13 protein-coding genes are annotated in these 12,345 nt (G+C 69.4%); 5 read left to right on the top strand and 8 right to left on the bottom strand.

Annotated features, from left to right (window positions below):
- Positions 1-102: 102 nt before the first annotated feature.
- Positions 103-1,074: a zinc-binding dehydrogenase gene (locus A3CU_RS0118525; RefSeq protein WP_027943577.1), complete on the top strand. Its 972-nt coding sequence runs from the start codon at positions 103-105 to the stop codon at positions 1,072-1,074.
- A gap of 116 nt (positions 1,075-1,190) precedes the next feature.
- Here A3CU_RS0118525 and A3CU_RS0118520 read toward each other — a convergent pair whose 3' ends face one another.
- Together A3CU_RS0118520 and A3CU_RS0118515 are read right to left on the bottom strand one after the other, a co-directional pair.
- Positions 1,191-2,138 carry a sigma-70 family RNA polymerase sigma factor gene (locus A3CU_RS0118520; protein WP_211246451.1) on the bottom strand — a complete coding sequence of 316 codons (948 nt, stop codon included), beginning with the start codon at positions 2,136-2,138 and terminating at the stop codon, positions 1,191-1,193.
- 27 nt (positions 2,139-2,165) lie between these two features.
- On the bottom strand, positions 2,166-3,365 hold the full coding sequence (locus A3CU_RS0118515; protein WP_027943575.1) for an NAD(P)/FAD-dependent oxidoreductase: 1,200 nt from the start codon (positions 3,363-3,365) through the stop codon (positions 2,166-2,168).
- 165 nt (positions 3,366-3,530) lie between these two features.
- Between A3CU_RS0118515 and A3CU_RS0118510 the strand changes: the two genes are divergently transcribed.
- A complete protein-coding gene (locus tag A3CU_RS0118510) occupies positions 3,531-4,286 on the top strand; it encodes an SGNH/GDSL hydrolase family protein (RefSeq protein ID WP_027943574.1) in 756 nt (251 codons plus the stop codon).
- On the opposite strand, the gene A3CU_RS0118505 is transcribed toward A3CU_RS0118510, so the two are convergent.
- The gene (locus A3CU_RS0118505; RefSeq protein WP_027943573.1) at positions 4,272-4,847 is read right to left on the bottom strand and encodes a TetR/AcrR family transcriptional regulator; all 576 of its coding nucleotides are present in this window, start codon (positions 4,845-4,847) and stop codon (positions 4,272-4,274) included. The genes A3CU_RS0118510 and A3CU_RS0118505 overlap by 15 nt on opposite strands.
- A 144-nt stretch (positions 4,848-4,991) precedes the next feature.
- Here A3CU_RS0118505 and A3CU_RS0118500 point away from each other — a divergent pair, with 144 nt between their 5' ends.
- Positions 4,992-6,350 carry an MFS transporter gene (locus tag A3CU_RS0118500; RefSeq protein ID WP_027943572.1) on the top strand — a complete coding sequence of 453 codons (1,359 nt, stop codon included), beginning with the start codon at positions 4,992-4,994 and terminating at the stop codon, positions 6,348-6,350.
- Positions 6,351-6,433: 83 nt separating this feature from the next.
- On the opposite strand, the gene A3CU_RS45380 is transcribed toward A3CU_RS0118500, so the two are convergent.
- From A3CU_RS45380 to A3CU_RS0118480, 4 genes are all read right to left on the bottom strand, one after another.
- Positions 6,434-7,819, bottom strand: a complete 1,386-nt coding sequence (locus A3CU_RS45380; protein WP_084143370.1) for an SPFH domain-containing protein — start codon at positions 7,817-7,819, stop codon at positions 6,434-6,436.
- A gap of 103 nt (positions 7,820-7,922) precedes the next feature.
- Positions 7,923-8,354: an NfeD family protein gene (locus tag A3CU_RS0118490; RefSeq protein ID WP_027943571.1), complete on the bottom strand. Its 432-nt coding sequence runs from the start codon at positions 8,352-8,354 to the stop codon at positions 7,923-7,925.
- A 66-nt stretch (positions 8,355-8,420) separates the two neighbouring features.
- On the bottom strand, positions 8,421-9,221 hold the full coding sequence (locus A3CU_RS0118485) for a DUF3097 domain-containing protein (RefSeq protein WP_027943570.1): 801 nt from the start codon (positions 9,219-9,221) through the stop codon (positions 8,421-8,423).
- A gap of 69 nt (positions 9,222-9,290) precedes the next feature.
- Positions 9,291-9,989, bottom strand: a complete 699-nt coding sequence (locus A3CU_RS0118480) for a TetR/AcrR family transcriptional regulator C-terminal domain-containing protein (protein ID WP_245617179.1) — start codon at positions 9,987-9,989, stop codon at positions 9,291-9,293.
- Positions 9,990-10,057: 68 nt separating this feature from the next.
- Between A3CU_RS0118480 and A3CU_RS45375 the strand changes: the two genes are divergently transcribed.
- Both A3CU_RS45375 and A3CU_RS54525 read left to right on the top strand, forming a co-directional pair.
- Positions 10,058-11,407 (top strand): FAD-dependent monooxygenase, encoded by a 1,350-nt coding sequence (locus tag A3CU_RS45375; protein ID WP_425388261.1) that lies wholly within the window; start codon positions 10,058-10,060, stop codon positions 11,405-11,407.
- Positions 11,404-11,553, top strand: a complete 150-nt coding sequence (locus tag A3CU_RS54525; RefSeq protein WP_245617175.1) for an aromatic-ring hydroxylase C-terminal domain-containing protein — start codon at positions 11,404-11,406, stop codon at positions 11,551-11,553. Before A3CU_RS45375 ends, A3CU_RS54525 begins: the two co-directional genes overlap by 4 nt.
- Here the strand turns inward: A3CU_RS54525 and A3CU_RS0118470 are convergent.
- Positions 11,550-12,344: an SCO1664 family protein gene (locus A3CU_RS0118470; RefSeq protein WP_027943568.1), complete on the bottom strand. Its 795-nt coding sequence runs from the start codon at positions 12,342-12,344 to the stop codon at positions 11,550-11,552. The two genes, A3CU_RS54525 and A3CU_RS0118470, sit on opposite strands and share 4 nt — an antisense overlap.
- Position 12,345: the final 1 nt, after the last annotated feature.

The raw sequence follows: 12,345 nt of genomic DNA, 5'->3' as shown, positions 1-12,345 counted from the left end.
AGTTCGGGTCGGCATCGCCGGATTGACACTTGGCACCATGACACGAGTGCGACAGGTTGTCTCGATAGAGAGTATCTGTCAACCAAGCACAAGGAACCAGGAATGCGCGTAATTCGAGTCCGTGAGGTAGGCCCGCCCCAGGTACTCAAGATCGAGGAGGCCGCCGAACTCGCCCCCGGCGTGGGCCAGGTCGTGGTGGCCGTGGAGCGGGCGGGTGTCATCTACGCCGACACGATCGTCCGGTCTGGCCGCTTCCCATTCCCCCTCCCCTTTGTCCCGGGGCACGAAGTCGCCGGGACCGTCACCGCCGTGGGGCCGGAGGTGGACTCGTCCCTGCTGGGGCGGCGAGTGGTGGCCACGACCGTGGGCATGTCCGGTGGATACGCCGAGCAGGCGTTGGCCGAGGCCGTGAACGTCCATCCGGTTCCCGATGGGCTTGCGCTGGAACACGCCGTCGCGGTGTTCAGCGCGGGCGCGGTCGCGGTCGGCCTTCTCGGGGCGATGCCGGTGAGCCGGGGCGAGACCGTGGTGGTCACCGCGGCGGCCGGGCGTATCGGGCTGCTGCTGGTGCAACTGGCCAAGGCGGCGGGAGCGACCGTGATCGGCGCGGCGGGCGGGCCCGAAAAGCTTGCCGCGGCACGGGAATCCGGCGCCGACGCCGTCGTCGACTACCGGACGGCCGACTGGGCCGGCCAGGTGCGGGAACTGACCGGGGGCGGCGCGGACCTCGTCCTGGACGCGATCGGCGGCGACATCGGCGCGCAGGCGTTCGATGCGTTGGCCGACGGGCGGGGGCGCCTGGGTGTCTACGGGTTCACCTCCGGCACCTGGACCGCCGTCGACATGCCGCAACTGCTCCGGCGCGGCCTGACCGTGGCCGGCCCCATGGGTATGATCATGACGAAAACCCAGGCAGCGCAACGTGCCGACGTCGAACACGCACTCAGCGCCGCGAGCGCGGGACAACTGATCCCGCGCATCCACGCCGCCTATCTGCTGGAGAAGGCCGCGCAGGCCCACGAGGACCTGGAACAACGCCGCACCATCGGCGCGATCCACCTGGTCGTCGGCTAGCCGCGGCCACCGGGCCGGGTCTCGGTGTCCAGTGTGGACACCGACGACTCGGCGCGGCACTGCGCCGAACGCGGCCCAGGCGATCGACACGGTCTCTGGCCGCGGTCGGCGTCAGGTCACCACTGGGTAATGAGTGGCGTGTCCCGTTCGTGCTGCCGCCAGGCTTCGGTGAGGCGGGCGAGGCGGGTGGGGGCGGCGATACCGCGCACGGTTGCGATCTTGCCGCCTGAGAGGTCGAACGCCACGGCGCCGATGACCTGGTCACCGAGCACGAAGAGGATGGCGGGGCCGCCGTTGACCAGCGCGTAGTGGATGCCGGGCGTACCGCCGGCAAGTCGCCGTTTCGCGGGTGTGGGTTTGAAGCCGGCCCGTGCGACAGCGGCGATGCGCTGCGGAGTGTCGTACCGCAGCAGCGTCTTGGCCGGGCCGGCGCCGTTGGAGTCGGAGATCGCGGTCGCGTCGTCGGTGAGCAGCGCCACCAGCCGTTCGGTGCGGCCCGAGGAGGCAGCGGCGAGGAATTCCTCGACGATCCTGCGGGCGGATGCCGGGTCGACTTCGCCGCCGCGGCGCGCGGCGGTGATGCGGCGCCGGGCCCGGTGGAAATGCTGCTGGCTCGCGGACTCGGTGATGTCGAGGATCTCGGCGATGTCGGCGTGGCCGTAGGAGAACGCCTCACGCAGGACGTAGACGGCCCGCTCGAGGGGTGACAGACGCTCCAGGAGAGTCAGCACGGCCAGGGAGACCGATTCGCGCTGCTCGAAAGTGTCGGCCGGGCCGAGCATCGGGTCGCCGTCGAGGAGCGGTTCGGGCAGCCAGGCGCCGACGGTGCGTTCGCGGCGGGCTTGTGCCGAGCGGATCCGGTCGAGGCACAGATTGGTGAGGACCTTGGTCAGCCATGCTTCCGGCACCTTGATCCGCTGCCGGTCGGCGGCCTGCCAGCGCAGGAACGCGTCCTGCACGGCGTCTTCGGCGTCGGCGGCGGAGCCCAGCAGCCGGTACGCCAGGGAGGCCAGCCGGTTCCGGCTGGCCTCGAACCGGCTGGTGTCGAAGCGATCAGTGGCCATGCTGTCCACGCGGATCAACCTAGGCGGCTACGCGACCGCCTTCTCGGCGGACACATCAGGCGCGGCGGCCAGGCGGCGCTTGCGCTTGGGCAGGCCGAAGGTCGGGTGCGAGTTGGTCCACAGCGACATCTTGAGGATGCCCGCCTTGATCCGCGCGGCCTTCCAACCGCCCACATACTTCGGCTTTGCCTGCCCTTCGTCATCGACCATCTGCAGGATCCCGTCCCGCCGCCCGAGGCTGATGTGGTTGCCCAGGTACTCCAGCTTGGTGTTCGCGATCTTTCGGCCGGTCAGGCGTCCCATGATCGCGGCCGTGGCCTGCATTCCGGTGTAGCCGGCCGAAGCGCAGGACATCGGCAGCGGCCGGCCGTTGTCGCCGATGGCGTAGGCGCTGTCGCCGACGGCGTAGACGTTCGGGTGCGAGACCGACCGCATGATGCGATCGACGACGATCCGACCGTCCTCGGTGACCTCCAGCCCGCCGGCGGCGGCGATGGGGCTGACCGCGAACCCGGCCGTCCACACGGTCGCGTCGGACGCCAGGGCGGTACCGTCGGCGCACCGCACCCGCGCCGCTTCGACGGCTTCGACCTCGGCGTGCTCCAGGACGGTGATGCCCAGCCGGTCGCAGGCCTGGCGCAGGTGGCCGCGGGCTCCGGCGGAGAGCCGGGCGCCCAGCTCGCCGCGGGCGACCAGCGTCACCGACAGGCCGGGCCGGGATTCGGCGATCTCGGTGGCGGTCTCGATGCCGGTCAACCCATCGCCCACGACCACCACACTCCCGCCCTTACCCCGCCTGCCCAGACTGTCCAGCCGCTCGCGCAGGCGCAGCGCCGAGGGCCGACTGGCGATGTCGAAGGCATGCTCGGCCACGCCCGGAACGCCGCGGTCGGCGCCGTGGCTACCGAGCGCGTAGAGAAGCGTGTCGTAGCCGAGCTCGCCGCCGCCATCGGCGTCGGCCACGGCGACGACCTGGCGCTCGGGGTCGACGGCCGTGACCCGGGCCAGGCGCAGCCGTATCCCCGTGCCCACGAAGACGTCGGCGAGCTGTGGAGCCTCGATCTCCTGGCCGGCCGCGAGTTGGTGCAGACGCAGCCGCTGGACAAAATCCGGCTCGGCGTTGACCACGGTGATCTCGGTGTCCGCTGGGGACAGCCGGCGGGCCAGGGTCCCGGCCACATAGGACCCGGCATAGCCGGCGCCGAGGACGACGATGCGGTGCTTCATGTGCTGCTCCTGTCGGTTCGCTTGCTCTCGGTGATCTGAGCGGAACGGCGCCCCGATTGCTGACAGGAACTGCATGTGGCCTGGGTCATAGAGCGGTACGAGGCGCAACGCCGATGGGCAGCATGGGCGCTCAACGACCTCGACGCCGCCGATTAGTCTTCGACCATGACCGCTCGCTTCGTAGCTCTGGGAGACTCTTTCACCGAAGGCGTCGGCGACGACGACCCGTCCCGGCCGAACGGCGTGCGGGGCTGGGCCGACCGTGTCGCGGAAGAACTCGCGGCTGGCGAATCCGAGTTCCGGTACGCAAATCTGGCGATCCGGGGCCGGCTGCTCGACCGGGTGCTGGCCGAACAACTCGAACCGGCACTGTCGCTCGAACCCGATCTGGTCTCGCTGTATGCGGGCGGCAACGACCTGTTACGACCGCGGGTCGACATCGACGCGTTGGCCCACCGATACGACGAAGCCGTTGCACGGTTGGCCGGATGTGGGGCGACGGTAGTGCTGTTCACCGGAGTCGACGGCGTGGACGATCCGGTGTTCCGCCGGCTTCGCGGGCGGACGGCCATCTACAACGAGCACGTGCGTGTGATCGCCGCCCGCCACGGCGCGATCGTCGTGGACATGTGGGGCATGCGGCAGTTGCGGGACAGGCGGATGTGGTCGGCGGACCGGCTGCACCTGAACTCCTTGGGGCACACCGAGGTCGCCATCGCGGTGCTCGACGCGCTCGGCGTCGCCCACGGCCTGGTGCCCGCCGCGCTCGGGCCACAGCCGGTGGTTCACCCGCGCCTGCGACGGGCGGAAGACCTGCGGTGGGGCCGGGAGCACGTGCTGCCGTGGATCAAGCGGCGCCTGCGTGGCGAGTCCTCCGGTGACGCGCTCGAAGCCAAACGCCCCGGCCTAGCGCCGGTGTGACGGCCGCAGCCCGTCGAAGATGATCTGCACGGTGCGCCGGCGGGACGGGGTGTCCTCGCCGAGGTACTCGAGCGCGCGGGAAGCACCGACCAGCAGCGCGATCAACTCGGGCACTTCCACGTCCTCGCGCACGGTTCCGGCTCGTTGCGCGCGGGTCAGGAGGGTACCCAGCGCGTCGAGAACCCGCTGCTGGGCCTCCCCGCCGAGACGTGGCGCGGCCGCGCCCGCCGCGGCGAGCGCGTCGATGTAGGCGTTCTTCGCGGTCCCCATGTCCACCCACTGGCCGAGGAACGAGTAGAAGGCGTTTCCCGGATCCTCGGCCTCGGCCCACCGGGCGACCTCTGCCACGAACCTGTGCAGCCGCTCCAGGAGCACGGCCTCCAGCAACGCCTCCTTGGTCGGGAAATGCCGGAACACCGTGCCGATGCCGACCCCGGCCGCCCTGGCCACCTCTTCGGTCGACGCGCCGGTGCCCTGGGCGGCGAAGACGTCTTCGGCAGCACTGAGCACCCGGGCCCGATTGCGCCGGGCGTCGGCTCGAAGAGGTTTCGGTTCTGTCACAAGCGTGATCGTAGGCGGCGGCCGAGGTGACAACTCAATTTATTCGCCGAAAAACCGTCCGTCCAGCCTGGACTTTTTCGCCCGCGTCGGGAAGTTTGGGTGGCTATACCTGGCGGTGAATTCGGTCACAGGAGGTAGGTGAGCATGGTCAACGGGCGCAACGAAGCGGACCGGACACTCGGCGCTCAGCAATCCCAAGAAGGTCAGCAATCGACCCAGGTACGTAAAGCGGCGTTCGCCAGCGCGATCGGCACCACCATCGAGTGGTACGACTTCTTCCTCTACAACACGGCGGCGGCGCTGACCTTCCCGCACCTGTTCTTCCCGGAGTCGAGCGCCTACGCGGGCGCGATCGAATCTTTCGCCACGTATGCGGTCGGTTTCGCGGCGCGACCGGTCGGTGCGGCGATCTTCGGCTACTGGGGTGACCGGATCGGCCGCAAGGCCACTCTGATCGTCACGCTGTTGGCCATGGGCCTGGCCTCCGCGCTGGTCGGTGTGCTACCCGGCGCGAGCACGATCGGCATCGCCGCGCCCCTGATCCTGGTCCTGCTCCGGCTCGTCCAGGGGATCGCGATCGGTGGGGAATGGAGCGGCTCGGTGTTGCTCACCATGGAATGGGGCAACCAGCGCAAACGCGGGCTGCTGGGCAGTTTCGCGCAGATCGGCGTGCCGGTGGGACTGGTCCTGGGCACGGGCGGCATGACCCTGCTGTCGGCGCTGCTCTCGCCCGACGCGTTCAACTCCTGGGGTTGGCGGGTGCCGTTCCTGGCCAGCCTGATCCTGGTGGTGGTCGGCCTGATCATCCGGCTGCAAATCCTGGAGACCCCGATGTTCGCGGCCGTGGTGGCCGAAAACCGCATCTCGCGCGCACCGGTCATGGAAGCGGTGCGCCACCACTGGCGGGAGATCCTGCTTTCGGCCGGACTGCGGTTCAGCGAGCAGATGCCCTTCTACCTTTTCACGAGCTACGTCCTGGTGTACGTGGTGGCGCAACACCACTATTCGAAGACGTTCGTGCTCAACGCGGTGCTGATCGCGGCCGTGCTGGAGCTGTTCACAATTCCGTGGTTCTCGCACCTGTCGGACCGCCTCGGCCGTAAACGGGTCTACCTCACCGGCGCGGTGTTGACGGGGGTTCTGGCGTTCCCGTATTTCGCCGTGCTGAAGGACGGCGGCTACGTGGCGATCTTCATCGCCGTGGTGGTCTCGATGATCCCGCATGCGATGCAGTACGGCCCGCAGGCGGCGTTGATCAGCGAGAACTTCCCGACCCATCTGCGTTACGGCGGCGCGGGCCTGGGATACCAACTGGCGTCGGTGTTCGCGGGCGGGCCGGCCCCGTTGCTGGCGACGTGGCTGTTGGCGGTGACGGGCACGCCGTTCTCGATCGCCGGCTACATCGTGCTGTCGGCGGTGGTGACCGTGATCTGTGGTTGGCTCATCAAGGACCGTTCCCGCAGCGACATCTCGGCCGAGGCCACCTACGCCCGGACCGCGTAACCGAAAAACGGGTGGGTCGCTTCTCCGCAAGAGAGGCGACCCACCCGTTTTTTCTTGTCCCGGCGCTGCCCCGCTGGGGACCCTTAACGCTGCGGCGGCTGCGGTCCGCTCGGCGGTCCCTGGGGCGGCCCCTGCGGTGGCTGCTGGCTCGGGTACGGGCTCATCGGCGGGGTCGCCGGCGGAGTTCCGTAGTGCGAGCCGGGCTGGCGGTGCGGCAGGTGCTGCTGGGGAGGCGCCGGCGGCTGCTGCGGCGGCGCGGGGTGCTGCGGTTGGTGCTGCGCCTGCGGCGGGTCGAGCCGCTCCGTGGACGGCGGCTCCTGCAGGGCCTGCTCGGGTGCGGGAGGCTCCGGCGGGGTGGCCGGGGGCTCGGCGGGCGTGGGCCGGCCGCGCAGCACGTCGGCGGCCGGCGGCACCGGTGGCGGGGTCGTCGAGACGCCCGGCGCCGGCACCTCCTTGCGCGCGACGGCTTCCGCCGCGCGCACGGCTTCGGCGATCCGCGGGTCGGTCGAGGTGTCGAACCAGGCGGCCACCTCGTCGTCGTCGACCACCGAAGGCGCGGCGATCTCCTCCTTGGGCGGCTCGTACCGGAAGACGCCGTCCTCGCCCTGCTTGGCGAAGGCGCGGGCGAAGTTCTCCAGCGCCTTGCCGAAGTCGCTGGGCACCATCCACACCTTGTTCGCGTCGCCCTGCGCCATCTGCGGGAGCGTTTGCAGGTACTGGTAGGCCAGCACCTCCGGGGTGGGCCGGCCCGCCTTGACGGCGCCGAAGACCTTCTCGATCGCCTTCGCCTGGCCCTGTGCCTGCAGGTAGCGGGCGGCCCGCTCACCCTGGGCCCGCAGAATGCGGGACTGCCGGTCGGCTTCGGCCTGCATGATGGTGGCCTGCTTCTGGCCTTCGGCGGCCAGGATCTGCGACTGCTTCTGGCCTTCCGCCGTCTTGATCGAAGCCTCCCGCTGACCCTCGGCGTTCAGGATCATCGCGCGCTTCTCCCGGTCGGCGCGCATCTGCTTTTCCATCGAGTCCTGAATGGACGGTGGCGGGTCGATCGCCTTGAGCTCGACCCGGGCCACTCGGATGCCCCAGCGGCCGGTCGCCTCGTCCAGCACGCCGCGCAGCTGGCTGTTGATCTGGTCGCGCGAGGTGAGGGCCTGCTCCAGGGTCATGCCACCGACCACGTTTCGCAGGGTCGTGGTGGTCAACTGCTCGACACCGACGATGTAGTTGGAGATTTCGTAGACCGCCGCCCGGGAGTCGGTGACCTGGAAGTACACGACGGTGTCGATGGAGACGGTAAGGTTGTCCTCGGTGATCACCGGTTGCGGCGGGAACGAAACAACCTGCTCGCGCAGGTCGATGCGGGCCCGCACCTTGTCCAGGAAGGGCACCAGGAAGTTCAGGCCCGGCGAGGCCACGGTGCGGAACCGGCCCAGCCGCTCGATAACCGCCGACTGTGCCTGCGGGACCACCATGATCGCCTTCGCGATCGTGATGATCACGAACAGGGCGATTACCGCCACAACTATGATTGCTGCGGTTGTCGTCAAGATCACTCCCCTTGTGCAGGTCGTTTCGTCAGGGTTCGGGCGACACCACCGCGGTCGCGCCAGATATCTCTATCACGGTTACCCGGGTGCCGGGCTCGATTTGCTGACCTTCGACGAGACTTCTCGCCGACCAGACGTCGCCGCCGATCTTGACCCGCCCGGTGTGCCCGTCCACCGTGGACAGCACCACCGCGTGTGCGCCGACCAGCGCTTCGACGCCGGTCTTCACGCCGGGTCCGTGCAGGAACCGGCGCTTGAGCGCCGGGCGGGCGATCCAGATCAGCCCGGCCGAGGCGACCGCGAAGACGAGCACGTCGACCACCGCGTTCCCGGTGATCGCCGCCGAGCCCGCGCCCACGAGCGCCCCCAGGCCCAGCATGACCAGGACGAAATCGCCGGACAGGACCTCCGCGGCGATCAGCACGATCGCCGCGATCAACCAGACGAGCGCCGGTGTCATACGAACATCGTCCCAGACGAGCACCTCGCGCGGCGACCGTAGTCAGCGACGTGATAGGCACGTGACTCACGTCCCGGTGACGAAGTCGATCAACCGTTCGACCGCGCCGAGCAGCGGAGACTCCAGATCGCGGAAGCCGCGGACCGCGCCGAGCACCCGCTGCCACCCCTCGTAGGGCTCGCCCCAGCCGAGTTCGGCGCAGACGCCCTCCTTCCAGTCGACGCCGCGCGGGATCTCCGGCCAGGCGCCGATGCCCAGCGCGGCGGGCTTCACCGCCTGCCAGATGTCGATGTAGGGATGGCCCGTGACCAGCACGTTCGGGTCGTCGATCCGCTCGACGAGCCGGGATTCCTTACTCCCGGTGACGAGGTGGTCGACCAGCACCCCGAGCCGTCGCCCGGGACCGGTGCCGAACTCGTCGATCCGCTCGGCGAGCACGTCCACGCCGTCGAGCGGTTCGACGACGACCCCTTCCACGCGGAGGTCGTGTCCCCAGACGCGCTCGACGAGTTCGGCGTCGTGACGGCCCTCGACCCAGATGCGTGAGTCACGGGCGGTGCGCGCCCGCAGGCTCGCGACCTTGACCGAGCCCGACGCCGAAATCACCCGCTGGGGGTGCCCTGCGGCCTTCGGCCCAACGAGTGTGACCGGCTTTCCCTCCAGCAGGAACCCCGCCGGTACCAGCGGGAACACGCGATGCCGGCCGTGCCGGTCCTCCAGCACGACGGTGCCGTGCTCGAGCCGGACGACTGCCCCGCAGAACCCGCTGCCGGGCTCCTCCACGACGAGTCCGGCTTCCGCGGGAACCTCGGAAACCTTCCGCTTGGGCCGGCCGGCGAGCACGTCGTCATACGAATGGGAACGCATGATCGCCGACGGTAGCGGCCCGGCCGCGGCCGGGCATGCCGCCACGCCGGGACGCCGAGGGCGCCACCGTCAGCTGTGCGGGTTGAGGTGGGTGTGTTCCAGGCCCGCGAGGATGACCCGCAGGCCGTGTTCGAAGTTGGCGTCGGTGTCGAGGTCGAAGAGGTCGCCGCGGGCTTCGGCGGTGAGGGGGAACCGGGCGGCGTCGATGGTTTCGGCCATGGGATCGGGTTGGTAGGGACTGTCGTCGCCGTAGGCGAGACCGGCGCGGGCTTGTTCTTCGATGGTGAAGCCGACGGTGTAGTGCAGGAGGGCGGGAAAGCCGCGGGCGGCGTCGCGAAGGGTGAATCCGGCGTCTTGCAGGGTGCGCAGGGTCAACTCGATGATCCGGTACATCACCGGGCTGGTTATGTCGGTGCCGGCGAAAACCCTGGCGCCGTCGCGGTACCGCAGCATCGTTCGGCGGAGTTGCCCTGCCCAGTGGCTTGCCCAGTCCTGCCACGTGACGCCGCGTCGGGGTGCTTCGAGGCCGTCGACGGCTTCGGTGAACATGATCTGGGCCATGGCGTCGAGAAGTTGCTGCTTGTTCTTGATGTGCCAGTAGAGCGCTGCGGCTCGCACACCGAGACGTTCCCCGACCCGTCGCATGGTCAGCCCGTCGAGACCCGTCTCGTTGAGCAGGTCCAACGCGGCGCTGGCGATCGTGTCGGCGGTGATCTTCTCCGTGGTCTTCTCCGTGGCGGGAGTCACGCCGCTGTTCGGCTTCGGCACGCTTGACAGCCTAACAGCATTCGATCAATCCTTAACAACGTTCGATAATATTGAACGTCATTAAGGAGATGGTGACGATGGCGACGGTGGCGATCGCGGGTGCCGGACCGGTCGGTTTGATGCTCGCCGGTGAGTTGCGCCTGGCCGGGATCGAAGTGGTGTTGGTGGACCGGCTTGCCGGCCGGGCCGGGGAGTCCCGTGCGGGCGGCATCCACCCGCGCACGATGGAGGTGCTGGATCAGCGCGGCCTGATGGCGGAGTTCCTGGCGGCGGGCAGGCCGATCCAGGCCGGGCATTTCTCGGGTCTGTTCCTGGACTTCAGCGGGTTCGCCACTCGCTATCCCTACACACTGGCCATAATGCAGGCCGCCGTCGAGCGGTTGCTGGAAGAGCGCGCCGCCGAACTGGGGGTGCGGGTGCGGTGGTCGACCGAGGTGACCGACGTGCACCAGGACGCCGGTGGCGTCGTGGTGACCGTGCGGACGCCGGATGGCACCGAACGGCTCGCCGCGGACTACCTGGTCGGGTGCGACGGTGGGCGTAGCTCGGTGCGCAAACTGGCGGGTATCGGCTTCCCGGGCACTCCGGCGACGATGACGGCGCTGCTCGGTGACGTCGAACTGGCCGAGCCACCCGCCGAACCGGTGTTCCAGAAGCGCCGTGAACACGGCGACTTCTCCGTGCTCGATTTCGAACCCTGCTGGTATCGGGTGATGACCAACGAGTACGACCACGTCGCCGACCGCGATGCCCCGGTCGATGTGGAGGACCTGCGGCGGGCGCTCATCCGCATCGCCGGCACCGACTACGGGATGCACAGCCCTCGCTGGGTTTCCCGGTACAGCGACGCGGCACGCCAGGCCGAGCGGTACCGCCACGGCCGCGTCCTGCTGGCCGGCGACGCGGCCCACATCCACTTTCCCGCCGGTGGGCAGGGCCTGAACCTGGGCGTGCAGGACGCCATGAACCTCGGTTGGAAGCTGGCCATGGTGGCCGGCGGCCACGCACCGGAAAGCCTGCTGGACAGCTATCACGCCGAGCGGTACCCCGTCGCGGAGCGGGTCCTGCACAACACCAGGGCGCAAACCGTCCTCGGCCACCCCGGTGCGCATACCGAGGCGCTGCGTGACCTCGTCCGGGAACTAATCGACTTCGACGAGGTCAACGGGTATCTGGGCGGCATGATCAGTGCCCTGGACATCCGGTACCCGGTCGCTGACGGCCACCCACTGCTCGGCCGCCGCATGCCCGATCTCGACCTGAAAACCTCGGCGGGCGAGGTCCGCCTGTACTCGCTGCTGCACGGCGGCCGCCCGGTCCTGCTCCACCTCGGCGACCATCCCGAGTCGGCCGCCGCGCTGACCGGCTGGGACGACCGCGTCGACGTCGTTGCCGCTCGCTGCCCTGACGAGCAATGAACGTGCCGATGGTCGGCGAGATCGCGGTGCCGGCCGCGTGTCTGATCCGTCCCGACGGCTACCTCGTCTGGGCAGCCGAGGATGAACCGGACACCGCATCTCTTCGCGACGCGCTGACCACCTGGTTCGGCGCGCGCCGGTGCTAGAACAGCGGCCAGGGAATCGCGCGCCAGTCGCTGCCGGGTTCGGGGAAAACGCCGGTGGACACCAGCTTTTCGGCGCGCTCGGCGACGGCGACTATCTCCACCGCGGTGAGATGGTCGGACAGTTCGTCGCCCAGGCTGCCGTAGAGCCTTTCCGGCAGGGCACGCAACTTCTCCAGCGCCTCGCCCGGTAGGGGTTCGCCGACCCACCCCCACAGCACGGTGCGCAGCTTCGGTTCGGCGTGCAGGCACACTCCGTGGTCGACGCCGTAGACGCGGCCGTCGGTGCCGGGCAGCACGTGGCCGCCCTTGCGGTCGGTGTTGTTGGCGATGATGTCCAGGATCGCCAGGTCCCGGATGCCCGGGTGGTCGGCGTGGGTGAGGACCGCGGGGTCGCCGAGCCGGTCCTGTGCGCGCAGCACGACCCGCCAGCCCTCCGGTACCTGGGTGGGCGGGCAGACGTCGACGAGGTCCTCGTCCGCGGTGTCGATCCACAGTTGCACCATGCCGGTGCCGTACGGCCCGTCACGCAGGACGGTCGGCGGGATGCACCCGATTCCCGAGGCCTCCGCCAACATCGCGGTCGCCACCTCGCGGCCGGCCAGGGTGCCGTCGGGGAAGTCCCACAACGGGCGCTCTCCCGAAACCGGTTTGTACACCACGTGCCCGGCCATGCCGTCCAGTTCGACAGCGCAGTAGAGCGTGACATTGGAGGCGTCCACCAGACGGCCTTCGACTTCGAGCCTGCCGTGCGTGATGAGTTCTTTGGCCGCCGGGTCGGTCGGGCTGGTCACC

This window comes from Amycolatopsis taiwanensis DSM 45107 (assembly GCF_000519205.1).
GTDB classification, from domain to species: Bacteria; Actinomycetota; Actinomycetes; order Mycobacteriales; family Pseudonocardiaceae; genus Amycolatopsis_E; species Amycolatopsis_E taiwanensis.
Note: the sequence above shows the minus strand (reverse complement) of the source record. Positions and strands in the feature narration are given on the sequence as shown.

Bases quoted from the DNA above. Each gene is read 5' to 3' on its own strand.
- A3CU_RS0118500 (WP_027943572.1), top strand. From the start codon at position 4,992: ATGGTCAACGGGCGCAACGAAGCGGACCGGACACTCGGCGCTCAGCAA.
- A3CU_RS0118490 (WP_027943571.1), bottom strand. From the start codon at position 8,354: ATGACACCGGCGCTCGTCTGGTTGATCGCGGCGATCGTGCTGATCGCC.
- A3CU_RS0118485 (WP_027943570.1), bottom strand. From the start codon at position 9,221: ATGCGTTCCCATTCGTATGACGACGTGCTCGCCGGCCGGCCCAAGCGG.
- A3CU_RS45375 (WP_425388261.1), top strand. From the start codon at position 10,058: ATGGTGACGATGGCGACGGTGGCGATCGCGGGTGCCGGACCGGTCGGT.
- A3CU_RS0118515 (WP_027943575.1), bottom strand. From the start codon at position 3,365: ATGAAGCACCGCATCGTCGTCCTCGGCGCCGGCTATGCCGGGTCCTAT.
- A3CU_RS45380 (WP_084143370.1), bottom strand. From the start codon at position 7,819: ATGGTGGTCCCGCAGGCACAGTCGGCGGTTATCGAGCGGCTGGGCCGG.
- A3CU_RS0118510 (WP_027943574.1), top strand. From the start codon at position 3,531: ATGACCGCTCGCTTCGTAGCTCTGGGAGACTCTTTCACCGAAGGCGTC.
- A3CU_RS0118525 (WP_027943577.1), top strand. From the start codon at position 103: ATGCGCGTAATTCGAGTCCGTGAGGTAGGCCCGCCCCAGGTACTCAAG.
- A3CU_RS54525 (WP_245617175.1), top strand. From the start codon at position 11,404: ATGAACGTGCCGATGGTCGGCGAGATCGCGGTGCCGGCCGCGTGTCTG.
- A3CU_RS0118520 (WP_211246451.1), bottom strand. From the start codon at position 2,138: ATGGCCACTGATCGCTTCGACACCAGCCGGTTCGAGGCCAGCCGGAAC.